The sequence below is a fragment of the Sphingomonas sp. FW306-05-A genome, assembly GCF_058782275.1.
In genome coordinates, this window is the sequence record NZ_JBYSXN010000003.1 from 118,287 (window position 1) to 142,503 (window position 24,217).

Here is a 24,217-nt window from a genome sequence, read left to right on the forward strand (position 1 = left end):
CGCCGCCGAAGGCGTTGAACGAGGCTATTACGTGTGATTGAGCTCTTCCAGCATGCCCTGCGGTTGCACGCAGATCCATCGCGAGTGGTCGTCCGGCCATTCCACCTTGCGTGGTCGCGCAACGGTGGAAGCCGGACGGAGCGGATCGTAGCGGCGGTCATGTCGCTCGACGCGGCCCAGACCCGCGCCGAGCTCGAGCTGGTGCTCAAGGACTTCGAGGCGCGGCACTGGCAGACGCGCCGGGTGTTCATGACGCGCTACGACGAGATCGAGGATATGCTCGGGATCGACGGCAGCGAGATCGGCGATGAGAAGCGCCAGCTGATCGGCGCCTATTTCTGCCACGAATACAGTTATGCCGCCGCCGCGCTGATGAACCCCAGCGCGGTGCCGCATTTCGACCAGTCGGGGATGCCTGCGGGATCGCAGCGCATCCTGATGTCGCTGCGCGCCGTGGGCGAGGGGCACATCTCCTCGGTCGCGTTCCGCGAAGGCATCATCACCGACGGCAATCAGCTGAAGCTCGCACCCGAGCCGCCGTTCGCGACCGCGACCGATGCGGTCGGGATCGACGAGGAAACGCTCCCCGAAGGCCCGATCACGGTGTTCCGCCATCGCGACTCCACGCTGTCGGGCACGGTGATCTTCCCGATCACCGCGGCGCAGTCGAAGGGGCTCGAGGACCTCCGCCTCGTCCACTTTACGCATGACGACGGCACGGTCGAATGGCTCGGCACCTACACCGCCTATAACGGCTCGGTGATCCAATCCGAACTGATGCGCACCCGTGACTTCCGCGCGTTCGACCTGGTGCCGATGACCGGCCCGGCCGCGCGCAACAAGGGCATGGCGCTATTCCCGCGCAAGGTCGGCGGCAAGTATCTGATGATCGGCCGACAGGACGGCGAGAACCTGTTCCTGCTCAAGTCCGACACACTGACGCATTGGGACGAGGGGCAGAAGCTACTGACCCCTGCGTTCCCGTGGGAGCTTGTGCAGATCGGCAATTGCGGCCCGCCGATCGAGCTCGACGAGGGCTGGTTGCTGCTGACGCACGGCGTGGGGGCGATGCGCAAATACGCGATCGGCGCGGTGCTGTTGGACAAGGTCGATCCGTCCAAGGTGATCGGGCGCACGCGCGAGCCGATCCTGGCGGCGGCGAACCAGGACCGCGAGGGGTATGTCCCCAACGTGGTCTATACGTGCGGTGCGATCCGGCATGGGGATACGCTGTTCGTGCCGTATGGCGTGGCGGACAGCTCGGTGGCGTTTGCGTTCATCCCGATCGGGTCGTTGCTTGAGGCGATGGCGTAAGGGTTTCGTCCGGGCGCCGGTGTGATCATTGTCGAGAGCGGACGGTCACGCCATCAAGGCTGATGGCCATCCCACTCGCACGAGCAAGCCATCCGGGCCTGCAATACCGACTTCGTAGAGTCCCCATTCGCGATGCCGGAGGAGACCGCCGGGCCGGATGACCAGATCGTCCACCCGCGCTGCTATCGCCGCAACGTGGGGCGTTCGAATGAAGACGCCGAAAGGATTGTGGGCTTCGGGAACCCGCCATTCCCCCTGGCCCGCCTGGGTCAGATGCAATTCGCAACTCCAACCCGACATGATTATATAATCTTCGGTGCCGCCAGCACGTTCAAACCCTAACCGCTCCCAAAAAGGTATTGCGGCCATAAGGTCGTTACTCGGGATGATCGCGAATGCGCCTACTGCAGGCATCTCTGTCAATTTACGCCTCCCCCGTTTCACCGCGAGGATGCCGTCGATCAACTATGTCCGCAAGAGGACGCTGGTTGAACGGTCGGTTCGAAAGATAGCTGCCGTTTGCTATGGCAGGATCAGTCAATCAGCGCCCAGACGGATCGGTCGCGGTTCATGCGAGAACGTTTCCTGTCGGCAGGAGACGGCCTCCATGCATTCGCGAAAGACCGCAATAGCATCACTCTTCTTGGCGACGGCGTCGGGGTCTTTCGCAGCGATGTGCTCAAACAGGGCAAAGGCGACGGCTGTGTCTCCAGCAGCAGCAGCTTGCAGGCGCATATCGGGATCGAGCATGTCCAACCTTGTCGTTATGTGTGGCACACGGTGACTTCGCGCCGAGAAATGCGCAAGCTGATCGACACGATGCCCGAGCGGAAATACTGGCGATTTCACCGCTCCCGTGGTTTTGTGTTGAGCGCTGCCCTGAGGAAATCGCCGGTCGTCGCGATGACGCGGGGAGAGCCCAGATTGGGGCCGAGGGTCTCATTCTCGGCTTGGGTCCCGGTCTTTGCGCCATCCTTGAACCAGTGGCTCTGGCCCTCGAAGATCATCACCTTCCCGCGCGGATTGTCGGCGAGCGCAAGACGCGCGGCCGCGGCATTGCCGGTCGGGGGGACGAGCGGGTCCAGCGCGGCGAACAGCGATAATACCGGGATGTGAAGCGAGCGTATATCGGACGCGATATGCATATCGAGGACCTGGGAGACCTCGACCGTATCGAGCGACGTCAGCGCACCCTCCGCCTGTTCCGCCGTAAAGCCGGTCGCAACCAGACCCTGTCGCACCGCCACGCGCAGCGGCGCGAGCGTAGCAGCGTCCGCCTTGGCCTGCCGCGCTTCGAGAAGACGCAGGCTTGCCGCGACAAGCGGTGCCACCGTCTCTTCCTTTCGGCCCGCCGCGATCAACTGGTCGTGCATCGATCGGGTGAACAGTTGCGGTCCGTCACCCACCGGCCCGGCAAAGGACACGATCGCGGCGATGCGGTTATCCTGCGCGGCCACCATGGGCGCGATCGCACCGCCCTGGCTGTGGCCGACGATGGCGATTCGTGCGCCGTCGATATCGCTGCGCCGGCGCATCGCGCTGACCGCCGCCCGCGTATCGCCCGCCAGTTTCTCAATATCTTCCTCATATGTACCCGTCGACGCGCCGATGCCGCGCTTGTCATATTCGAGCGTCGCGATGCCGTCGGCGAGCAGCCGGTCCATGACCAGCGGAAAGCCGCCCCGACCATTGCGACCGCTCCCCTGAACGCAGATGGCGAGCGGAAACGGGCCCTTGCCATGCCCGACGGGCGTCCTGAGCGTGCCCGCGAGCACCACGCCAGGCGCAGACGCGATGCTGACCGTTTCCGCTACATGGTCCGGGTGGAAGTCTGCGAAGATCGTGTCAGCATGCGAAGCCTTGGCCGGGCCGTCGCTCAGCGCGACCGGACCAAGCGAGACCGCTACCGCCGACTGGCCCAGCTGAACCGTCAGCGCCTGCGTTCCCGCCGCCAGCGCGGCCGTGCTCATCCCCGTCCGCACGAAACGCTGCCATCGGGGCGTCAGGTGGACCTTGTCCTGAAGAAAGGGCGTATAGCGTGCGGTACGATCCTGCATGGTTACGGCCACATCGACGGGGGCCGCTGCCCTCGCCCAGAATATGGCGGTTACGCTGCCGCGCGCCGGAATGGCGTCGGTGATGATGGCGACCGCGCCGCTGGTCCATGGCTCGGCGGGCTTGGCCAGCGGGGCGACGGTCACGCTGCCCGCCCCCGGCACGGCCTCGTCGCGCTGCATCGAGACAGGTGCGCCATAGACGATCCAGCTATCCGCGCTCAAAACCCGGGCAGGTTTCGCGAGCACGGGTGCCGTCGCAAGTAACAACGGGAGTACGGCAAGTCGCCCGAGATGTCCCACGATGGCCCCCTTTAGTATTCTCCCTGATTTCGACATGCTGCCATCTGGATCGTCGGGCGTCCAGATGGTGTCCGCTCTTACGGGATGACGATGCCAAGCGACACTTGCGGCCGGACTTCAGGGACCGTGAAGGGTCTGGTAGCAGGAACCGTCACACCCCCTGTGCAACCACCCGCCGCATCGTCGCCCGGTACAGCAGCGCAACCATCGCCGCGAACAGCACCGTCCCCCCGATCAATGCGGGCGTCGCGAACCCGGCACCCACCACCGCCAGCGGTGCATCCGTCCCCGACCCCGCGACCACGAACGCGAACAACACTCCGAACAGGCTCTCGCCGACGATCAGCCCGGTCGCAGTCAGCACGCCGAAGCGGCGCGCGCGTTCGGGGTTGGCGGTGCGGTCGGCCCAGCGATCGTAGCACCAGCCGACCACGGCGCCGATCACCGTCGGCAGGATCACGCTCATCGGCAGATAGATGCCGATCCCGATCGCGAGCGGCGGCAGGCGCAACAGCTTCGCGCGCCCGAGCAGCATGTCGACCACGATCGCGACCACCCCGGCGGCGATCCCCCAGTTGAGCATCGTCCAGTTGAGGTTGCCGCCGAGCACGCCCTGCGCGAGCGTCGAGATTAGCCCTGCTTGCGGGGCGGCGAGAGCGTTCGGCCCGGCCCCCGGCGCGCCGACGAACCCGAACGCGCTGTTGAGCACGTTGAGCACCGGCGGCACCACCAACGACCCGAACACCACGCCGATGATCAACGCGACCTGCTGCTTCCACGGCGTCGCGCCGACCAGCTGCCCGGTCTTGAGATCCTGCAGATTGTCGTTCGAGATCGTCGCGACGCCGAACACGATCCCGGTGACGATCAGCGCATAAGCGATCAGCGCCTGCGTCGTCTCGGGCGGGGTGCCGCGCCCGAACAGCCCGACCAGCATCAGCGAGGAGGCGATGACCGCGAGGATGCCAATCCCCGACACCGGCGAATTGGATGCGCCGATCAGGCCCGCCATATAGCCGCACACCGCCGCGATCATCAGCCCGATCACGAGGATGAACACGAGCGCGCCGCCGATCAACGCGAACGCCGCGGGCGCGAGCGGCCCGCCTGCGATCACGCTCCACAACAGCCACGCGATCGGCGCGAGCAGCGCGACCGAGCCGCCGAACACGATCCCGATCGGGAGATCACGCTCCTCGAGCGCGAGCGTCTCGCCCGCACCGCGCGCACGCGATGCGGCGAGCGCCGAGCGGATCCCGCCGACGACGGGCCGCGCGATGCTGATCAGCGTCCACACCGCCGCCACGCCGATCACCCCCGCGCCGAAGAAGCGGACGTCCGAACGGAAGACGGTGTTCGCCCAGGTCTCCGCGTCGCCCGCGACCGGATGGATCGCGGTGAGATAGGGCAGCAGGATCCACCAGCCGATCACCATCCCGAGCCCTTGCGCCATGCCGACCGAGATGCCGACGAGATGCCCGACCCCGAGCAGCGCGAAGGACAGCCCGCCCGAAATGCCCGTCGCGCCAGCCCCCGCACGGAACCACACCGAGGCTTCGGCAAGTGCGAGCTTCATTTGCGTCAGCAGCGCAAATCCGGCTGCGGCGAGCGCATTGACGATGATGATGCGGAGCCCCGTCGCGCTTTCAGCGGCACCGGCGGCATCGCCATCCCCGCGTACGCCAGAGCCGACTTGCAGCACTTCGGCGGCGGCGCGGCCTTCAGGGTACGGCAGGTCGGTATCGACGACGAGCGCACGGCGTAACGGCACCGAGAACATCACGCCGAGGATGCCCCCGGTCATCGTGATCGCCGCGGTCGTCACGAACGGGAAGCCCTGCCACCAGCCGATCATGATCAGCCCGGGCAGCACGAAGATGATCGCGGCGAGCGTCCCCGCCGCGCTTGCGATCGTCTGGACGATGTTGTTCTCGAGGATCGACGCGTTCTTGAAGCCGCTCAGCACCGCCATCGAGATGACCGCCGCCGGGATCGACGTTGCGAAGGTCAGCCCGACCTTGAGCCCGAGATAGACGTTGGCGGCGGTGAACAGCAGCGTGATGAGCCCGCCGAGCAGGATCCCGCGCAGCGTGAGTTCGGTCAGCGGTGCCGCGGTCGGCACGGGAAGGCGGGCATCGTCCATGCGGTATCGTTGCACAAAGCGAGCAGGGCCGGACAGGGTTTTCTGGGATTTCATGTCGGATACGGATCGACGTGACTTTTCGCGCGGTTGCGCGTTGGCGGGGGCATGAAGACACTGTGGTTCATTACCAACCCCAAATCGGGGACCGCGACGCCTGCCAAGGCGGAGGCGCTCGAAGCGATCTGCAGCGAGCGCGGGCTGCATCTGGCGGGGCGGACGGCGTTTCCAAACCAGTCGCTGCCGACGCCCAGGGCGCTTGATGCTGCCGGGGTCGATACGGTGGTGCTGTTCGCGGGCGACGGGACGATCAATGCGGCGGTCACCGCCCTGCTCGAGTGGAAGGGCGCGATCCTGATCCTGCCGGGGGGGACGATGAACCTGCTCGCCAAGCTGCTCCACGGCGAGACCGATCCCGCCAGAATCATCCACGCCGCGCACGACCGGGCGCGCAGGACCGCGCTGCCGTTCATCCGCGTGGGCGAGCATCGTGCGTTCGTCGGGTTGATCCTCGGGCCGGCGGCGACGTGGGTGCGCGCGCGCGAGATCGTTCGCAGCGGAAGCCTTCGTGGCCTGCTGCGCGCGCTCAAACACGCGTGGGGCAGGACGTTCGGCAAGGGGATACGGCTGGTCGGTGTGCCGGGGCTCAAGCAGGGCGCGCAGGCGGTGCTGGTGCGCGCCGAGGACGACCAGCTCGACATCGCAGCGATCGATGCGCGCGATTTCCGAGGGATCACGGCGCTTGGCTGGGAATGGCTGACCGGCGACTGGGTTGCCGCATCCGAAGTGACGCAATGCCATGCCACTAGCTTCCGCACGGGCGGGCACAAGCCCGCGCTCGCTTTGTTCGACGGGGAGCCGGTCATGCTCGATCCCGGCAGCGAGGTCGGCTTGAGCCGGACCCGCGACCTGTTTCTCACCACGCTCGATCGCCAGGGGGGCCTTTCGCGATGATCCGTCTATTTCATGTGAGCGACGTCCATTTCGGGCGCGAGGATAGCGCGGCGGTGTCGTGGTTCGACGCGCTGGTCAACGCCGAGCGGCCCGATGCGGTGATCATGACGGGCGACCTGACGATGCGCGCGCGGCGAAGCGAATTCGACGCGGGGCTGGCGTGGTTGCAGCGGTTGCCCGTCCCGGTGACGGTCGAGGTCGGCAATCACGACTTGCCGTATTTCAATCTGTTCGACCGGTTCTTCCGCCCGTATCGGCGGATGGGGAAGGTCGAGAAGCTGGTCGAGCGTCCGCTCGATCTGCCGGGCGTGGCGATCGTGCCGCTGGTGACCACCGCACGCGCGCAGTGGCGGCTCAACTGGTCGAAGGGCTATGTCAGCCGTGGGGCTTTGCGGCGGACGCTCGACCTGATCGCGGCGGTGCCCGAGAACCGGCTGATCTTCATCGCCGCGCACCATCCGCTGGTTGAGGCGGGGACGCATGCGTCAGCGCAAACCCGGCGCGGGCCGGAGGCGCTGGCGACGCTTGCCGCAGCGGGCGCGGATGCGGTGCTGACCGGACATGTCCATGATCCGTTCGACATCGCGCAGGATGTGGAGGGACGCGTGATCCGGACGATCGGCGCGGGCACCCTCTCCGAACGCACGCGGACGACCCCGCCGTCGTTCAACGAGATTCGGATCGCGGACGGGCGGTTCGACGTGGTGTGCCGGACGATGTTGTCGCAGCCGGACGCGGTGCTGACGCGCGAGCGGGCCTAACGCTCTCTCGCTTCCCCGGCGAAGGCCGGGGCCCAGGTGCGATGGCGGAGGTAATTGAGCGCATTCGCCCGCAATCTTCTGTCCCTCTCCTGGGCCCCGGCCTTCGCCGGGGAAGCGGTGACAGTGTGGGTTACGCTTTGCGCACTTCCGCCGGGAAGGTGACGATGAAATGCGCGCCACCGTCCGACTTGGCATCGACGCTGCCATGGAGACTGCGGGCCAGCGTGCGGATCAGTTGCAGGCCGAGGCTGGTCGATGACCCCGCGCGAACGTCGAACGTCGCCGGCAGCCCTGCGCCGTAGTCGCGCACCGTCAGGCACACCGACTCGTCCTTCACCGTCGCCGAGACCGAAACCTTGCCGCCATCCTCGCCATAAGCATGCTTGGCCGCGTTGGTGACGAGTTCGGTGATGAGCAGCCCGACCGCAACCGCCTGATCGGCATCGATCGAGATCGCATCCGACGCGCAATCGAGCGTCAGGCTTGGCAATTGCCCCGCCAGGCTTGCACAGAGATCCTCGAGCAACGCGCGCACATCGACCCGACCGGTGCCCTGTCGCCACAATTGGTCATGCGTTCGCGCGATCGCGATGACGTGGCCCGATGCCTCGTTGAGCGCGCTCGACACTTCCGGCAGCGGGTTGCTGCGCGATTGCAGGTGGAGGATGCTCGACAGCATCGTCAGGCTGTTCTTGACGCGGTGGCTCGCCTCCTGGACGAGCACCTTCTGGTAATCGAGCGCCTCCGCCAGGCGTCGTTCATTCTCCTGTCGCTCCATCGCGACGCCGAGCAGATTGGCGAACCCCTGCAGGAACGCGATGTCCGCCGCCTCGAACTGGCCAGCGCTCGGGCTGTCGACCTCGAACACGCCCCATGCGCCCGCGGTCGTCGAGATCACCACGTTGATCGCGCGCCGGACGCCGTGTTCGACCATGATCTGCGGGGTACGGAAGCGGTCCTCGCCTTCGAGATGGTTGGAGATGACCGGGGTGCCGTTGCGGAAGGCGAACCCTGCGGGGGAATTCTCGTCCGCCGCCAGACTGGCGTTGCCGATCACCCCGGTTTTCCACCCAACGCCCGCGCGGAACAGCAGGTCGTCCTGCTCCGGCCGATACTCCAGCACCTTGCACAGGCCGGTGCGCATTCCGTCCGCCGCCATCTCGGCGGCCCTGGTTAGCAATGCGTCATTGTCGCGGCACTGGAGCGCGAACAGCCCGAAGTCCGACAAGATCGCCTGCTGTTGGAGCCGATAGCCGAGCAACGACCCCGCCCCGACCTGCTCGATCGCCTCGGTGAAGGAGGTCGGTTCGTTCGACGTGCCCTCGGCCACCTCGACGACGTCGTCGGAGGGCCCGTCCATCAGGGCGGTCTGCGTCGTGGCGTTCGGGGTGGGGTCGTCGGTCACTGGGCTGGGTCCTGTGGTGGAAGGAAAGGAAGGGGCACTCTTCCCGACCGCTCGAAACGAACGGTCGGCGTGTCGTTCGTGCGCCTTGAGGTTCGGTCCGGCTTTCCACCCGGCAGCGGAGCGCTTCAAGCATCATCGGTCATCAATAGGAATGACGGTGTACGCGCGTTCCCGCCAAACGCCAAAAAGGCGGCCCGTTGCCGGACCGCCCTTTCGTAAGCACCGAAGATCTGGAAGCTTAGCGCTTCGAGAACTGGAAGCTACGACGTGCCTTCGCACGGCCGTACTTCTTACGCTCGACGGTACGGCTGTCGCGCGTCAGGAAGCCTGCTGCCTTGACGGGCGCACGCAGGATCGGCTCGAACTTGGTCAGTGCCTGGCTGATGCCATGCTTGACTGCGCCGGCCTGACCCGAAAGGCCACCGCCCTTGACGGTGCAGACGACGTCATACGCACCTTCGCGCTCGGTCACGCCGAACACCTGGTTGATGACGAGACGCAGCGTCGGACGCGCGAAATACACTTCCTGGTCACGACCGTTGATCGTGATCTTGCCCGAGCCGGGCTTGATCCAGACGCGTGCAACCGCGTCCTTACGACGACCGGTCGCATAAGCGCGGCCGTACTGGTCGAGGATCTGCTCACGCAGCGGCATCGTCGGAGCAGCGGGCTCCTCGATCTTGCCGGCCATGTAATCCTCGGCCTGCGCGTCGGACTGGGTTGCTGCAGCCGGAGCGGCAGCAGGCGCGGGGGTGTTGGTCAGAGCGGCGAGATCAGCCAGCGACTGGCGGTTGTCGGACATTATGCGCCCACCTTGTTCTTGCGGTTCATGCTGGCGATGTCGAGAACCTCGGGGTTCTGCGCCTCATGCGGATGCTCCGTGCCGGCGAAGACGCGCAGGTTGCGCATCTGCTGACGGCCGAGCGGGCCGCGCGGAATCATCCGCTCGATGGCCTTTTCGATCACGCGCTCGGGGAAACGCCCTTCGAGCACCTTGCCCGCGGTGATTCCCTTGATGCCGCCGGCATAACCGGTGTGCTTGTAATAGACCTTGTCCTTGAGCTTGTTGCCCGTGAACCGCACCTTGTCCGCGTTGATGATGATGACATTGTCACCGCAATCGACGTGGGGCGTGAAGCTCGGCTTGTGCTTGCCGCGCAGGATGTTCGCGATGATCGAGGCCATGCGGCCAACGACCAGACCATCGGCATCGACGATGATCCATTTCTTCTCCACCTCATACGGCAATGCCGGCTTGGTGGTCTTCATCAGCGCCTTCATGGGGCTTGTGACCTTACATAGCTAAAATGACGGATGCCGCCCCGGGGGACGGCATCGTTGGAGCGGCTATTGCTGTGCGCGGGCCTGAAAGTCAAGGTTTCGGCGGGTTTCCCGACAGGTATCGAGATACCGCCCGCAATCCTACGTCAGATCGTTCGGCGCCCGACCGCATGCGCCGCGGCGATCGCTGCGATCAGCAGCAGGGCGGCATTTGCCTGATGCGCGACGGCGACGACGATCTCGACGCCGGTGAGCAGCGTGGCGATCCCGAGCAGGATCTGTCCCGCGACCAGCGCGATCGCGATTCCGCCGATTCGCGGTGCGCCCGCCCGGATCGCGCGCCAGCCGAGCGCAACGATCCCCGCCGCCGCGACGAAGGCGAGCCAGCGGTGGATGAACTGGACGACGATCGGATTGTCGATCGCGTTGCGCCACATCGGATCCGTCATCGGCGTCGCGGCGGGGAAGATCTCGTCCCCCATCAACGGCCAGCTGGAAAAGGCATAACCCGCGTCGAGTCCCGCGGTGAACGCGCCGAACAGGATCTGCGTGAACAACAGCACCAGCGCCGCCGCGGCGAAGGCGCGCAGCCGGGCGGGACGGGCAAGGCGAGTCGCGGCGAGATCACGCAGGTCGAGCGCGGTCCACACCGTTCCCGCGAGCAGCGTCAGCGCGGTGACGAGATGGATCGCGAGCCGGATATGGCTGACGTCGGTGCGCTTGGTCAGCCCCGAAGACACCATCCACCAGCCGATCGCGCCCTGCAGCACGATCAGCGCGACCAGCGCGCCGAGCCGCGGCACATAACCGCGCGGCAAGCGTCCGCGCGCCCAGAAATAGAGGAACGGCAGCAGGTACACCATGCCGACCACGCGCCCGAGCAGGCGGTGGACATATTCCCAGAAGAAGATCGCCTGGAACCCGGCCAGCGTCATCCCGCGGTTGAGCTGCTGATATTCCGGGATGCGTTTGTAATTGTCGAACTCGGCCTGCCACTGCACCGCATTGAGCGGCGGGATGATCCCGGTGAGCGGTTTCCACTGGGTGATCGACAGTCCCGATTCGGTCAGACGGGTGATCCCGCCGATGATCACCATTGCGACGACGAGCGCGACCGCCACGAACAGCCAGATCGACAGCGTGGCGGGCCGGACGCGAGCGGGAAGCGAGGAGGCCTGAAGCATCGTAAAGCCTTACGCCTCGGCCGGGCGCGCGTCGATTGTTGAATGGTGCGGCAGGCCTGCAAAAAAGATAGGCATGATATGTTGTAACTTGGCGTGCGCCATGCCACATGCCGCTCAGCATGACGGCGCTCGTTTCCTCTCCTGCCTATCGGTGGATCGAACAGCGGTTCGACAATATGGCGATCGGCCTGTCGGGGCTGTGCGTCGTGCATTGCATCGCGAGTTCGATCTTCCTTGCGCTGGCGGCGTCCGCCGGGGGGCTGTTGCTCAATCCGCTGTTCCACGAGATCGGCCTGACGATCGCGATCGGTTTCGGCGTAATCGCGTTGGGACGTGGCATCTTCACGCACGGCTATATGATGCCCGCGGTGGTCGGATCGGCCGGGCTGGGCATGATGGCGGGGGCGATCTCGCTACCGCATGACGTCAACGGGCTGGAGACGGTGTGGACGCTGATCGGCGTCGCCACGCTCGCGCTCGGGCATGACCTCAACCGGCGCGCTGCCGCCTGACGGTCGCTTCGCCGACGTTGCGGCATATCGTTGCAGCAGGCCCCGGCAACGCCTATCTCTACGCCATGGCAACGCATCGACATTACGCACCGCAGGACGCCGATCTTGCGCTGGCCGCCCAGGCGACGCTCGAGCGATCGGGCGAGCAATGGACCGTGATGCGCGCCAATATCTTCCGCGCGCTCGCCGGATTCGACAAGCCGGCCTCCGCCTATGACATTGCCGAGGCGGTGTCGAAAAGCGAGGGGCGGCGCGTCGCGGCCAACAGCGTGTATCGCATCCTCGACCTGTTCGTGACCGCCAACCTTGCGCGGCGAGTCGAGAGCTCGAACGCTTATATCGCCAACGCGCATCCCGATTGTTTGCACGATTGCATCTTCCTGGTGTGCGACGGGTGCGGTCAGATCGTCCATCTGGACGACGACCGGCTGACCAAGGGCGTGCGCGGCGCGGCCGAGGCCGCGGGTTTTGCGCCGGAACGTCCGGTGATCGAGGTTCGCGGCAAATGTGCGGCGTGTGTGGCGCTGGCTAAGGCGGCTTAGCGGCGGGCGAGTTTCGCGCGACCTGTACAGATACTGCTTCCCCGGCGAAGGCCGGGGCCCAGTAGTGAGCCGTGAATTGTCTCGCGCTGCGCCTTCTAACCACTACCTTCTCTACTGGGCCCCGGCCTTCGCCGGGGAAGCAAAGAATGGGAAAACCTGGAATTACCCCAGCATCTTCCCCATCCGCACTCCCGGCACCGGCGGCCCGGTTGGTGCCATGCGCGCGACCCGCTCGATCTCTTCATAACCGCACGCGCGGTACAGTGGCTCGCCCGCAAGCGTCGCCATCATCTCCAGCCGCGTGAACCCGGCAGACCGCGCGGCGTCCTCGCATAGCGCGAGCATCTGTCGCCCGACCCCGCGGCGGATGAAATCGGGGTTGGTGTACATCGCGCGGATTCGCGCGGCATCGTGTGCCGGATCGAGCAGGCGGACATCACGCGCGACCGCGCTCGCATCCCCGCCGAACAGCGTCGCGCGAAAGCTCCAGCCGCCGCAGCCGGCCAGCACGCCCGCCTGTTCGATCAGGAAATAGGTATGGTCGGCAATCAGTTGCGTGTCGAGTCCCATGCTAAGGCGACTCGCCGCGATTTCGTCCGGGCTGAGGTATCCCGCCTGCAGTGCCGCGATCGCACGGTCCATCAGCGCCGCGATCGCAGGAATGTCGGTTTCGGTGGCGAGGCGATGGGTGAAGGCGGGCATCGCCCGAAGTGTCGGGCCGCGCTGTCCCGCTCGCAAGAAAATTCGCACAACGCGCAGAAGCGATCTGGAGCAATCGACACAGTGCAGTAGCGGCGCTAAACAGGCCTGATGGTTGACGCTCTTAAGACACCGTTACTCGATACGGTCACTGTCCCCGCAGACCTGCGGGCCCTCCCTGCCACCGAGTTGCGCGCGCTTGCCGACGAGCTTCGACAGGAAACGATTGCCGCCGTCGGCGTGACCGGGGGGCACCTCGGTTCGGGGCTCGGCGTGGTCGAGCTGACGGTCGCGATCCATTACGTGTTCGATACGCCGCGCGACCGCCTCGTGTGGGACGTCGGGCATCAATGCTATCCGCACAAGATTCTCACCGGTCGTCGCGACCGGATTCGCACGCTGCGCATGGGTGGCGGCCTGTCGGGCTTCACCAAGCGCTCCGAGAGCGAGTACGACCCGTTCGGCGCGGCGCACAGCTCGACCTCGATCTCGGCGTCGCTCGGCTTCGCGATCGCCAACAAGATCGCGGACAAGCCCGGCAAGGCGATCGCGGTGATCGGCGACGGCGCGATGTCCGCGGGCATGGCGTATGAAGCGATGAACAATGCGGCACAGGCGGGCAACCGGCTGGTCGTGATCCTCAACGACAATGACATGTCGATTGCGCCGCCGGTCGGCGGGTTGTCGGCCTATCTCTCGCGCATCGTATCGAGCCGCGAGTTCCTCGGTTTCCGCGAACTCGCCAAGAAGCTTGCCAAGAAGCTCCCGCGGCCGTTCGCCTCCAGCCTGAGCAAGGCGGACGAATTCGCGCGCGGTCTTGCGATGGGCGGGACTTTGTTCGAGGAACTCGGCTTTTATTATGTCGGCCCGATCGACGGGCATAACCTCGAGCAGCTGATCCCGGTGCTCGAGAATGTCCGCGATGCGGAGGAGGGCCCGATCCTCGTCCATGTCGTGACCAAGAAGGGCAAGGGCTATGCCCCGGCCGAGGCCGCGGCGGACAAATATCACGGCGTCCAGAAGTTCGACGTGATCTCGGGCGTCCAGACCAAGGCCCCCCCCGGGCCGCCGCAGTATCAGAACGTGTTCGGCGCGCAGCTCCTCAAGGAAGCCGAGAGCGACCCGACGATCTGCGCGATCACCGCGGCGATGCCGTCGGGGACCGGGCTCGACGGTTTCTCCAAGGCCTATCCCGACCGCTTCTTCGACGTCGGCATCGCCGAGCAGCATGCCGTCACCTTCGCGGCGGGCCTCGCCGCGCAGGGGATGCGGCCGTTCTGCGCGATCTATTCGACCTTCCTCCAGCGTGCGTACGACCAGGTCGTCCACGACGTCTGCATCCAGAACCTGCCGGTCCGCTTCGCGATCGACCGCGCCGGGCTGGTCGGCGCGGATGGCGCGACGCATGCCGGGTCGTTCGACGTGACCTATCTCGCGACGCTTCCGAACATGGTGGTGATGGCGCCGTCGGACGAAGCCGAGCTGGTCCACATGACGCACACCGCGGCGTTGCATGACAGCGGGCCGATCGCGGTGCGCTATCCGCGCGGCAACGGTACCGGCGTGGCGATGCCCGAGGTTCCCGAGCGGCTCGAGATCGGCAAGGGGCGGATCGTCCGGCAGGGGCACAAGGTTGCGATCATGGCCCTGGGGACTCGTCTCGGCGAGGCCTTGAAGGCAGCGGACGCGCTGGAAGCCAAGGGGTTGTCGACCACGGTCGCCGATCTGCGCTTCGCCAAGCCGCTCGACGAGGAATTGATCCGCAAGCTGCTGACAAGCCACGAGGTTGCGGTGACGATCGAGGAGTCGTCGGTCGGTGGCTTGGGCGCGCATGTGCTGACCTTTGCGAGCGACACCGGGTTGATCGACGCGGGGCTGAAGCTGCGCACGCTGCGGTTGCCCGACACGTTCCAGGACCAGGACAAGCCCGAGGCGCAATATGCCGAGGCGGGTCTCGATGCGGATGCGATCGTCGAGACGGTGCTCAAGGCGCTGCGGCATAATTCGGGCGGCGTCGTCGAGGGCGCGCGGGCGTAACTTCTTGCTCAAGCCCCTCCCCTTCAGGGGAGGGGTTGGGGGTGGGGAAGTGCCTCGCAGAGAGCGGGGTTCTGCTGGACAGCCCCACCCCAACCCCTCCCCTAAAGGGGAGGGGCTTTTTAGGCCGCCCTTCCCACCCAACCCAAATCCCCCCACACAGGCCCCGGCGGCTCCGCGCCCGAGGGACCGACCATGTGCTTCTCCGCCACCGCCAGCTTCACCGCCGCCGCCGTGCTCGCCACGATCGGCGTCGCCACGCTGCGCCACGTCCGCGAACCGCGCGCGCTTTTGTTCGCGAGCGTGCCGCTGCTGTTCGCGTTCCACCAGTTTTCGGAAGGGCTGGTGTGGCTGTCGCTCGAGGGGCGGCTCGGGCGCTATGCGGTCGATCACAGCGTATTCCTGTTCTCGCTCTACGCGATCGGCATCCTCCCGCTGCTGATGCCGACCGCGATCGCGCTGATGGAGCCGCCGGGGTGGCGGCGGCGCGGAATCCTCATGCTGACCGGCGTGGGCGCAGTGGTGTTCGCGTGGGACATGGCGGGGCTGGTGATCGCGCCGACCTGCGCGGTGATCGACCAGCATTCGATCGCCTATAGCAACCCGGTGACGAGCCGCCTGTGGGTGTCGCTGCTGTATATCCTCGCGACCTGCGGCGCGCTGCTGCTGTCGACCCACCGCGTGGTGCGGGGATATGGCGTGCTCAACGTGGTCGGGTTGACGATCGTGCATCTGGTGAAGGGTTATGCCTTCGCCTCGGTGTGGTGCTTCTATGCCGCGGTGCTGAGCGTGGTGCTGTACCGGCAGTTCCACCGGCAGGACATCGATGTGGCGGTGCCGAACGGGACGAGCGCGGTGCGGCGGCCGTTTGTTTTGGCGTGGTTGCGCTGAGGGCGAACCGTTCGGGGCGCCGCGGCACCGCGGACCGACACCATGTCGATTGCCGCAGACCAACTTATCTTGCTTCCCCGACACGTGTCAGGATAACCGCCAACCCCGCGGGCAGCAGCCGGTTGTAGCGACACGGCCGCGCCACTCGCTTCCGACTTTGGCGTAATCCTCGATTCTTTGAACTTACTGGACCGGGCACGGGCAAAGCCCGCGCCGTCGGTCGGCGCTGGAGCGCCGCCGGCCGGTCGCGCCTCGAGGCGGGGATTAGCTCGCGCTAATCCCGCGCCCGGCGCGACTTACTCCGCCGCAACCCCAGCCCGCGAGAACATGTCCCCCGCGTCCGAATCCTCGTTCGCGAACGCCATGCCCGACGGCCCGATCTTCGCCTTCTGGCGTTTGTCGAACCCGTCCCACACTTCGTTCCAGTTGCCGCGCGTCGCTGCCTTGGAATATTCCGTCGCGCGCTGTTCGAAGAAGTTGGCGTGCTCGACGCCGTTGAGCATCGGCGCGAGCCACGGCAGCGGGTGTTCGTCGATCATGTAGATCGGCTTCATGCCGAGCTGCCCCAGCCGCCAGTCGGCGATGTAGCGGATGTACTTCTTGATTTCCTTGGGCGTCATGCCGTTGACCGGGCCCATTTCGAACGCGAGGTCAATGAAATTGTCCTCGAGCCGGACGGTGTGCTGGCACATGTCGGCAATGTCGTCGCGGACCGATTTGGTCAGGCAGTTCCGCTCCGCGCAGAAGGCGTGGAACAGCTTGATGATGCCCTCGCAATGCAGCGATTCGTCGCGGATCGACCAGGTGACGATCTGCCCCATGCCCTTCATCTTGTTGAAGCGCGGGAAGTTCATCAGCATCGCGAACGACGCGAACAGCTGTAGCCCCTCGGTGAAGCCGCCGAACATGGCGAGCGTCTTGGCGATGTCCTCGTCGCTGTCGACGCCGAACGTCTGCAGGTAATCGTGCTTGTCCTTCATCTCGCTGTATTCGAGGAAGGCGCCATACTCGCTCTCGGGCATGCCGATCGTGTCGAGCAGATGGCTGTAGGCGGCGATGTGCACCGTCTCCATGTTGCTGAACGCCGCGAGCATCATCTTGATTTCGGTCGGCTTGAAGATGCGGCCGTATTTCTCGTGATAGCAATCCTGCACCTCGACGTCCGCCTGGGTGAAGAAGCGGAAGATCTGGGTCAGCAGGTTGCGCTCATGGTCGCTGAGCTTCTGCGCCCAGTCGCGGCAATCTTCGCCGAGCGGCACTTCCTCGGGCATCCAGTGGATCTGCTGCTGGCGCTTCCAGAAATCGAACGCCCAGGGGTATTCGAACGGCTTGTACTGCTTGCGGGCTTCGGTGAGGGACATCGGGTTACTCCATTGAGTACAAGAATCAGAAACTGGCGATAGAAACTAGGCGGGGGCCTTGATGGCAGCGCCACGCGTAAGGCGCTTGGCCAACGCGATGCAGGGCTGTTCGAATCGGAAGGTGGAAACATGCGCCAAGGCGAATGTCACCGCCAGCAAAAGCGGTCTCTTGGCATATTTTACGACTTTTGATCCGGAGCCAAGCCATCCAGCGTTTAGCGCCCCATGGAAAATATAGAGTGCGTAAGAGATTTCGGCAATGTAGCGCGCCGGTCGGGATTCGAGCAGGTGCCCAAGGCGGACCGGCCCGTTGAACAATGTTGCCCCCACCAGCGCTGCCGCAAGATACGGTCGCGCGTAGTTGAGGATTCCGGCGGCTGGATGCGCCGACAGCAGTACCAGCGGCAGTAGCCAATAGGGGCTGATGGACGCGAGCACGGACTGCGGTTTGCTACCGTACCATCCCCCATGGACCAGCGCGAGGATGCCGCCTGCGAGGATCTCGTCGATACGAAACCAGGTGATAATGTTGATATATTGATGATCGACGATCCGCAGCAGAGTGATTCCCAGCGCGATCAACGGGAGCAGGATCAGACCCCGCTGGCGCGCGATCATGACGAACAGCGTGATCCCGAGATAAAATTGTACCTCGACGCACAAGCTCCACAAATGTCCGCCACCCGGCACAAGATAGTAGGGCGGGAGGTTTGCGTAGAACAATAGGTTTGCGACCCAAGCCTTTGCGGGTGACTGGTTCATGATCAGCAGCACAATCATTACGACCCACGCCAGCGGCGCGATTCGAAAGAAGCGGCGAATGATGAACACGCGCAGATCCGCGCCGCGTGAAAGGAAGCTGGTGATCAGGAAGCCGGAAAGAGTGAAGAAGATCACCATTCCCATAGCAGCGACGGCTTCGTTCATTTCCCAGCGTGACGGACCCAACGGTAGCAGATGCCCCGCCAGAACCAGAAGGATACTCACTGCACGCCATCCGTCGAGCACTGACAGCCGTTCTGCTGGAGCTGCGTGTGTCGTATTGCGGGCAGGGTCGGTCGCGAGAACAGTCACGCGACACTCCAATGCCACATCGCGCTGGCAGACATGATCAGCACGATGCCGAGCGACAACGCCATGATGCCGATCATGCGAAACGCATACACCTTTCCCGCGCTCGCAGGACGCAGCAGCGCGAGGAGCAGACCGGCACCGATCAGCGTGAACAGCGCCGCCACCGCAAACATGATCGCGATCGAACTGGTCATTGATGGGGCTTCCGTGCATCGTTTGGGGCGGGCGTGCGTTGGGCATCCGTAATCGCAACGAAGGAGTTACCACCATGGTCGACGCATCGCAGATTCAGGAACATGCCGAAGTCATCGGCGCAGACGGCGTCCATGTCGGCACGGTCGACCGAGTCGAGGGCGGCCGCATCAAGCTGACCAAGAAGGATTCGGGCGCGCAGGTCAACGAAGGCACGACGAGCCACGAAGGGCATCACCACTACATCTCGCTCGGCCTGGTCGCCGATGTCGAGGACGGCAAGGTCCGCCTTAGCGCGAACGGTGACGTCGCGGTCACGTTCGAGGAAGAAGCCTAAGACCGGCGACGCGGCGCGATCTGCGCCGCGGACTGGAATAACGAGGGCGTCGCTCATGCGGCGCCCTCTTTTTTTTGCAGGACGACCGTCAGGTTGGGGCCGAGTGGCCCGCGAAACGCGTAAAGCCGGCACAACAGCGCTTCGAATCCTTGCCGCAGGACGGTACGAAGTTTGTGCGCGATGCCTTTGTCGGGGATCGCACTGCTCTCCGCGCGGATGATCTCCAGCGCGGTGCCCGCCACGAATTGCGACATGATCGACGCCGACAGCGTGGAGACGTGAGTATAGTCCCCCGACTGATACAGTCCGGACAACAGCCCTTGCCCGTTCGGGAACCGCAGGATGCAATAGCCCCCCGGCCGAAGCAGCACGCCGATCTGGTCGAGCATTGACCGGATCGCATCGAACGACAGATGTTCGAGCACGTCGAACGCCGCGATCACGCCGAAACGCGCGCGGTGGGTGTCGAGCGATTGCGCGAGATCGATCGGCAGGACGACCACGTCGTGCGCCGCGGCAAACGTCTTGCCTTGTTCCGACAGTTCGGTGCCGTACACCTGCGCGCCGCGTGCCTTGGCCCAGCCGAGAAACCGCCCGTTGCCGAAGCCGATTTCGAGGACATGCTCTCCCGACACGGGAATAGCGCGCATCTCGAGATCAAAATAAGCGTTGTCCATCGGGGTGGGGACCATGAAACTGGTCTCGCTCCAACCCTTCCAGGATTCATAGCCGTCATAGGCGGTGGCATCGGTCATCGCTCGGCTCCTCGGTCTTGCAAGCGCGACGACCGTCGTGGACGGAGCGGGCGACGTGCACGGGGTTTGTGTCATGCCGACACAAGGATACGCGCGTCGTTGCAGATCCGGCACGGAAGGGCCGGTACAGTGCAGTTGCAGGCTTGTTCGACGGGTACCGACCCGTCCCGGTCGCGGGCAACGAGCCCAGGATCGCACCGGCGGAGTCGACCCGCAAGGTCGATGTGACGGCGCAGGCGACCGGTTGCGGTCGTGCCCTTCGTCCTTCGCCCTGTGGATTTGAACGTCGAGCACGGTAACCGCTTCCTAATCGGGTTGATGCAAATAGTACGCCGAGATTAGAGACAGATACCGACGACAGAACGCGGCGTTCGGACGGGTCCGCCGCGGCCCCTGGCTCGATATTCGATTAGCGGACGGCAGGGGTTTTTGCCATCGAAATCTCCGCGTCGTTTACGGATTTTGCGCAAGGGATGGTGTCTTGATCTCGGCAACGGCGCTATATCTTGTTTGCAATGTGGCCCTTGCCCGGACATCCTGTCACCGGCGAGACAGGCGTGTCGCGCCCGCCGGAACGGCATCTTCCCGGCCTGCGTTGCAGCAGGACGGTTGAAGGATTCCCGATTGAGAAACATCGATTTCAGCTCGTGGCAGAGTTTGCTCGCCACGGTGTTAGGCTTGACGCTGGTGACCCTGCTCGGCGTCGGTATCCGGTTGCTCACGATGATGGTGTTCCAGCAGCGCCGGGAGCGGATGAATCGCCAGATCAACGAGCGTCTGCGCACGCTGATCGCGGCGTACAAGACATTGGGGGGCTCGTTCACCGGCGATCTCATGGTCGATCCTGCGCACAAGCGCGATCTTCACCGCCCGAATCAGGCGACGGCGGGCCAGCAACCGGATGTGGCGCTGGATCTCAGCGCCGAGACCGTGGCTCGGTCCGACCGGTCCCGGCGGATTCGCGATGCGGTCGAAGCGGCGCTTTCCGACATCATCCTGCTGGGAACCGAAGAGCACGTCCGCCTTGCCGATCGCGCGGTGCATGAACTGGTGGCGGGGCATCCGGTCCATGTCCACGACTTGGTCGTGTCGCTGCGGGCCTTCGTGCGTGCGGCGCTCGATCTCGATCCGATCCCCGCGGATCTTGTGCTTCCGATGCAGGGACCTGCCCGTCCGTCGGGCTCGGGCGGCGGGGGCAAGGGGGCAGGCGGACGCGATGAGGGCGGCAAGGGTGGCGGCGGCGGCGGGATGGGCGGCGGCGGTGGCATGGGTGGCGTTGATACGGCAGCATATGACGTCCACCACACGCCGCAGCGCGGGGTTTGATCCGCCTCAGGCAATTGCAGCACCAATCAGCCGGTCGCCGTTGCGCTCGCGTCGGGGTGCAGGCTGGCCAGACGTTCCGCCAGTTCCGCATGGCGAAACGGCTTGGTGAGACGGGGAATGTCCGGGCTCACGCCCTCGGCTTCGGCATAGCCCGACACGATCAGCACCGGAAGCCTGGGGCGCCGCGCGCGCATGTTGCGGGCGAGCGTTTCCCCGCTCATGCCGGGCATGAGATGGTCGGTCACCAGGATATCGGGGGTGATCCCGCCGTCGACCAGCTGCAATGCCTCCTCGGCCGATCCCGCCTCGACCACTTCATAGCCGAGACCGTTCAACATGTCGGCGGTGCTCATCCGTACGAGTTCCTCGTCATCGACGAGCAGCGCGATCCCGCGTGCCATCGCATAGCCCGCAGCCGCCGGCATCGGCGCGTCGGCGTCGATCGCCTCAAAACTGATCGGGAGCCACAGATCGACCGTCGTCCCCGCGCCGGGAACACTGTGGATCGACAGACCCCCGCCGAGCTGCGCCGCAAGACCATGCGCCATCGACAAGCCCAGCCCGGTGCCCTTGCCGATCCCCTTGGTCGAGAAGAACGGCTCGATCGCGCGTATCCGGGTCGCCTCGTCCATCCCCATGCCCGTGTCGCGGACCGACAGGCGGACATAATGACCGGTCCGCAGCCCTGCGTCGTGCCGAGTCCGCACAGTCTCGCGCGATGCCGTAATCGTGAGGTCTCCCCCGTCGGGCATGGCATCGCGCGCGTTCACGCTGAGGTTGAGGATCGCCATCTCGAGCTGGTTCGGATCGGCTCTGGCGGGGGGCAAGTCGTCCGCCATCAGCACACGGATGCTGATCTTCGGCCCAAGCGTACTGCCGATCAGCCCGGTCATGCCCTTGACCAGTTCGGCCACGTCGACCGCGGTGGGCTGCAGCGGTTGCCGGCGTGCGAAGGCGAGCAGCCGCTGGACGAGCGTCTTGGCGCGTTCGGCGGACTGAAGCGCACCGTCGATCAGGCGACGCTCGCGATCGTTGCCGATCCCGCGGCGCAGCAGCATGTCCAGCGCGCCAATGATCGGCGTAAGCAGGTTGTTGAAGTCGTGTGCCACGCCCCCGGTCAGCTGGCCCATCGATTCGAGTTTCTGCGACTGTCGCAGCGCCTCCTGCGTCTGCACGAGTTCCGCTTCGCGCGCCTTGTCCTCGGTCAGATCGCGACCGATGGCGATGAAGTTGGTTCCGTCCGGCTCGGGCGAGACGGTCCATCCGATCGGCGTCCAGCTGCCGGTGCTGGTTGCGATGCGGTTCTGGAAGCGGGTGGGGAGTCCCGTGCGCCCCATCTCCTCGATCGCGGCGAGTGTTACGCCGGCGTCATCGGGATGCATGAATTCCGAATAGGGCGTCGCCAGCAGGTGTTGCTCGGGCCAACCGAGCACCGCGGTCCAGGCCGGATTGACCGCCGACATCCGCCCCTCGAAATCGGCGCGCGCCAGCATGTCCTCCGACAGCACCCACAGCCGGTTGCGTTCCGACGCTTCCGCCGCGCGCCGCGCGCGTTCGGCCAGAACCTGTTCGGTTGTTTCGGTGCAGGGGCAGAACAGCCCGACGACACTGCCGTCATTGTCCCGGACGGGGGTATAGGAGAAGGCGAAGTGCGCTTCCCGGGGCCGGCCGGGGCGATCGAGCATAAGCGTGATGTCGCCCATATGGACTGGCTCGCCCGACCTGACTCGCTCGACCAGCGGCGTCAGTTCGGCGCGCACCTCCGGCCAGACGTCGAAGAACGCGCGGCCGAGCGCGGCTGGATGACGATCAGCGAGCATGTGCGCGTAGCGATCGTTGTACAGCAGGATATGGTCCGCGCCCCAGCCGACGAACATCGGCTGGTCTGCGGCGAGCAGGAGCCCCACCAGCGTCTTGAGTGGTTGCGGCCAGCCTGCTGGTGCACCGAGCGATGTCGTCGACCAGTCCTTTGCCCGGATCAGCGCGCCCATCTCGCCGCCGCCCGCCAGGAAGTGTTCGTCATGCCTGTGTTCGGTAGCGATGGTAGGTTCCCAACGGGTTTCGTATGTCGTGACATTAGCCGGGTCGGCGCAGACCTGCCAGCATTCTACCGCGGGCGTGGTCGCGGCCCCGTAATCGAGGGTGCGCTTGCTTGCGGGACCCATTATGTTCCGTACCATGCATTCGATCCTGCCGCCGCGTGTTCCACTTCCGTCGACGCCCCCGGTCGTCGCTGCGCCTGACTTCGTCGTCGTCGACGTCGAGACGGCGTGCTCGAGCGTCAGCAGCATCTGCCAGATCGGCATCGTCGGGTTCCGGGACGGGGTCGAGGTCTTCGAATATGAGACGCTGATCGATCCGCTCGACCGTTTTTCGTCGTTCAACACGCGGATTCATGGGCTCACCAGCGACCACGTCATCGGCGCGCCGACGTTCGCCGCGGTCCACGCCACGATCGACGCGCATCTCGCTGGACGCATCACCGTCGCGCATTCCAATTTCGACAAGGGGGCGCTCGGCGCGGCGTGCCGAGTGCATGACCGGACGACGATCGAGACGACGTGGCTCGACAGTGTCCGCGTCGCCAGACGCGCGTGGCCCGAATTGCCGAGCCATCGGCTCAACGTACTGAGCAAGTTTTTAGGGGTTCGCCACAAGCATCACGATGCGCTCAGCGATGCGCGCGCGGCGGGCATAGTGATCGTGCGCGCGATCGAGCATACCGGGATCGATCTGGCCGGTTGGCTGGCCCCCTATCGGACGCGCGGCGGAGCGGCACCCAAGGCGGCGTCGGCGGGTCCGTTGAAGGGGGAGCGAGTCGCCATCCTAGGCGCCCCGCGCGACGGCGCACTCGCGCAGAGCCTGGCCGCTGCGGGCGCGCGCATCGTCGCGTCGGTCGGCGTGACCACGACGAAGCTTGTCATCGGCAACGACCAGCCGTTCGGACGCTATGTGACCGCACACGCGGACCACAAACGCGCTGACGCGCTTCGCCGCGATGGTTACACGATTGAGATCTTGTCCGAAGACGAGATCGTGATGCGTCTGGCGCGGGCGGCCTGAGGCGGCACCGCGGGAATTACACTCCCGACGCCGCC

General features: G+C 65.4%; 24 protein-coding genes. 10 read left to right on the forward strand and 14 right to left on the reverse strand.

Features of this window, described 5'->3' with window-relative positions; all coding sequences use genetic code 11:
• Positions 1 to 33: 33 nt before the first annotated feature.
• Positions 34 to 1,314 carry a glycoside hydrolase family 130 protein gene (locus tag AC3WJR_RS16845; protein WP_354283177.1) on the forward strand — a complete coding sequence of 427 codons (1,281 nt, stop codon included), beginning with the start codon at positions 34 to 36 and terminating at the stop codon, positions 1,312 to 1,314.
• 45 nt (positions 1,315 to 1,359) lie between these two features.
• Here AC3WJR_RS16845 and AC3WJR_RS16850 read toward each other — a convergent pair whose 3' ends face one another.
• The 4 genes from AC3WJR_RS16850 to AC3WJR_RS16865 all read right to left on the reverse strand — a co-directional run bounded on the left by AC3WJR_RS16850 (position 1,360) and on the right by AC3WJR_RS16865 (position 5,814).
• Positions 1,360 to 1,779, reverse strand: coding sequence for a VOC family protein (locus tag AC3WJR_RS16850; protein ID WP_492726386.1), 420 nt, complete (start codon positions 1,777 to 1,779; stop codon positions 1,360 to 1,362).
• Between the two features lie 72 nt (positions 1,780 to 1,851).
• Positions 1,852 to 2,064, reverse strand: a complete 213-nt coding sequence (locus AC3WJR_RS16855) for a hypothetical protein (RefSeq protein ID WP_354283175.1) — start codon at positions 2,062 to 2,064, stop codon at positions 1,852 to 1,854.
• 95 nt (positions 2,065 to 2,159) lie between these two features.
• The gene (locus tag AC3WJR_RS16860) at positions 2,160 to 3,617 is read right to left on the reverse strand and encodes an alpha/beta fold hydrolase (protein WP_492726387.1); all 1,458 of its coding nucleotides are present in this window, start codon (positions 3,615 to 3,617) and stop codon (positions 2,160 to 2,162) included.
• Positions 3,618 to 3,822: 205 nt separating this feature from the next.
• The gene (locus AC3WJR_RS16865; RefSeq protein ID WP_492726389.1) at positions 3,823 to 5,814 is read right to left on the reverse strand and encodes an OPT family oligopeptide transporter; all 1,992 of its coding nucleotides are present in this window, start codon (positions 5,812 to 5,814) and stop codon (positions 3,823 to 3,825) included.
• A 105-nt stretch (positions 5,815 to 5,919) separates the two neighbouring features.
• Between AC3WJR_RS16865 and AC3WJR_RS16870 the strand changes: the two genes are divergently transcribed.
• The gene (locus tag AC3WJR_RS16870) at positions 5,920 to 6,765 is read left to right on the forward strand and encodes a diacylglycerol/lipid kinase family protein (RefSeq protein WP_492726391.1); all 846 of its coding nucleotides are present in this window, start codon (positions 5,920 to 5,922) and stop codon (positions 6,763 to 6,765) included.
• Entirely contained in the window at positions 6,762 to 7,526 is a 765-nt protein-coding gene (locus tag AC3WJR_RS16875; RefSeq protein ID WP_492726393.1) for a metallophosphoesterase family protein, read from the forward strand. Before AC3WJR_RS16870 ends, AC3WJR_RS16875 begins: the two co-directional genes overlap by 4 nt.
• A gap of 130 nt (positions 7,527 to 7,656) precedes the next feature.
• Here AC3WJR_RS16875 and AC3WJR_RS16880 read toward each other — a convergent pair whose 3' ends face one another.
• The 4 genes from AC3WJR_RS16880 to AC3WJR_RS16895 form a co-directional block, all read right to left on the reverse strand.
• Entirely contained in the window at positions 7,657 to 8,931 is a 1,275-nt protein-coding gene (locus AC3WJR_RS16880) for a sensor histidine kinase (RefSeq protein WP_492726395.1), read from the reverse strand.
• 238 nt (positions 8,932 to 9,169) lie between these two features.
• Positions 9,170 to 9,733, reverse strand: a complete 564-nt coding sequence (gene rpsI, locus AC3WJR_RS16885) for a 30S ribosomal protein S9 (RefSeq protein WP_354283165.1) — start codon at positions 9,731 to 9,733, stop codon at positions 9,170 to 9,172.
• Entirely contained in the window at positions 9,733 to 10,212 is a 480-nt protein-coding gene (gene rplM / locus AC3WJR_RS16890) for a 50S ribosomal protein L13 (protein ID WP_010162051.1), read from the reverse strand. Before rplM ends, rpsI begins: the two co-directional genes overlap by 1 nt.
• Positions 10,213 to 10,358: 146 nt before the next feature.
• Entirely contained in the window at positions 10,359 to 11,396 is a 1,038-nt protein-coding gene (locus tag AC3WJR_RS16895) for a COX15/CtaA family protein (RefSeq protein ID WP_492726397.1), read from the reverse strand.
• Positions 11,397 to 11,515: 119 nt separating this feature from the next.
• Between AC3WJR_RS16895 and AC3WJR_RS16900 the strand changes: the two genes are divergently transcribed.
• Complete coding sequence (locus tag AC3WJR_RS16900) at positions 11,516 to 11,908, forward strand: MerC domain-containing protein (RefSeq protein ID WP_354283161.1); 393 nt, start codon at positions 11,516 to 11,518, stop codon at positions 11,906 to 11,908.
• A 65-nt stretch (positions 11,909 to 11,973) separates the two neighbouring features.
• Positions 11,974 to 12,450 (forward strand): Fur family transcriptional regulator, encoded by a 477-nt coding sequence (locus AC3WJR_RS16905; RefSeq protein WP_492726399.1) that lies wholly within the window; start codon positions 11,974 to 11,976, stop codon positions 12,448 to 12,450.
• A 162-nt stretch (positions 12,451 to 12,612) separates the two neighbouring features.
• Here AC3WJR_RS16905 and AC3WJR_RS16910 read toward each other — a convergent pair whose 3' ends face one another.
• Positions 12,613 to 13,152: a GNAT family N-acetyltransferase gene (locus tag AC3WJR_RS16910; protein ID WP_492726401.1), complete on the reverse strand. Its 540-nt coding sequence runs from the start codon at positions 13,150 to 13,152 to the stop codon at positions 12,613 to 12,615.
• 108 nt (positions 13,153 to 13,260) lie between these two features.
• Between AC3WJR_RS16910 and dxs the strand changes: the two genes are divergently transcribed.
• A complete protein-coding gene (gene dxs, locus AC3WJR_RS16915) occupies positions 13,261 to 15,186 on the forward strand; it encodes a 1-deoxy-D-xylulose-5-phosphate synthase (RefSeq protein WP_354283155.1) in 1,926 nt (641 codons plus the stop codon).
• 192 nt (positions 15,187 to 15,378) lie between these two features.
• Complete coding sequence (locus AC3WJR_RS16920; protein ID WP_492726402.1) at positions 15,379 to 16,074, forward strand: DUF6629 family protein; 696 nt, start codon at positions 15,379 to 15,381, stop codon at positions 16,072 to 16,074.
• Between the two features lie 296 nt (positions 16,075 to 16,370).
• On the opposite strand, the gene AC3WJR_RS16925 is transcribed toward AC3WJR_RS16920, so the two are convergent.
• The 3 genes from AC3WJR_RS16925 to AC3WJR_RS16935 are packed head-to-tail and all read right to left on the reverse strand — an operon-like array spanning position 16,371 to position 18,703.
• Entirely contained in the window at positions 16,371 to 17,435 is a 1,065-nt protein-coding gene (locus AC3WJR_RS16925; protein ID WP_354283151.1) for a ribonucleotide-diphosphate reductase subunit beta, read from the reverse strand.
• A 45-nt stretch (positions 17,436 to 17,480) separates the two neighbouring features.
• Positions 17,481 to 18,509 carry an acyltransferase family protein gene (locus tag AC3WJR_RS16930; protein WP_492726404.1) on the reverse strand — a complete coding sequence of 343 codons (1,029 nt, stop codon included), beginning with the start codon at positions 18,507 to 18,509 and terminating at the stop codon, positions 17,481 to 17,483.
• A complete protein-coding gene (locus AC3WJR_RS16935; protein WP_492726406.1) occupies positions 18,506 to 18,703 on the reverse strand; it encodes a hypothetical protein in 198 nt (65 codons plus the stop codon). Before AC3WJR_RS16935 ends, AC3WJR_RS16930 begins: the two co-directional genes overlap by 4 nt.
• A gap of 74 nt (positions 18,704 to 18,777) precedes the next feature.
• On the opposite strand from AC3WJR_RS16935, the gene AC3WJR_RS16940 reads away from it, so the two are divergent.
• Positions 18,778 to 19,038 carry a DUF2171 domain-containing protein gene (locus tag AC3WJR_RS16940; RefSeq protein WP_492726407.1) on the forward strand — a complete coding sequence of 87 codons (261 nt, stop codon included), beginning with the start codon at positions 18,778 to 18,780 and terminating at the stop codon, positions 19,036 to 19,038.
• Positions 19,039 to 19,091: 53 nt separating this feature from the next.
• Here AC3WJR_RS16940 and AC3WJR_RS16945 read toward each other — a convergent pair whose 3' ends face one another.
• Positions 19,092 to 19,793 carry a class I SAM-dependent methyltransferase gene (locus AC3WJR_RS16945; RefSeq protein WP_492726409.1) on the reverse strand — a complete coding sequence of 234 codons (702 nt, stop codon included), beginning with the start codon at positions 19,791 to 19,793 and terminating at the stop codon, positions 19,092 to 19,094.
• A 687-nt stretch (positions 19,794 to 20,480) separates the two neighbouring features.
• Between AC3WJR_RS16945 and AC3WJR_RS16950 the strand changes: the two genes are divergently transcribed.
• Positions 20,481 to 21,119, forward strand: coding sequence for a hypothetical protein (locus AC3WJR_RS16950; protein ID WP_492726706.1), 639 nt, complete (start codon positions 20,481 to 20,483; stop codon positions 21,117 to 21,119).
• Positions 21,120 to 21,145: 26 nt separating this feature from the next.
• Here the strand turns inward: AC3WJR_RS16950 and AC3WJR_RS16955 are convergent, their stop codons facing one another.
• Positions 21,146 to 23,299: a hybrid sensor histidine kinase/response regulator gene (locus AC3WJR_RS16955; protein WP_492726411.1), complete on the reverse strand. Its 2,154-nt coding sequence runs from the start codon at positions 23,297 to 23,299 to the stop codon at positions 21,146 to 21,148.
• On the opposite strand from AC3WJR_RS16955, the gene AC3WJR_RS16960 reads away from it, so the two are divergent.
• Positions 23,286 to 24,182, forward strand: coding sequence for an exonuclease domain-containing protein (locus tag AC3WJR_RS16960; RefSeq protein WP_492726413.1), 897 nt, complete (start codon positions 23,286 to 23,288; stop codon positions 24,180 to 24,182). The genes AC3WJR_RS16955 and AC3WJR_RS16960 overlap by 14 nt on opposite strands.
• Positions 24,183 to 24,217: the final 35 nt, after the last annotated feature.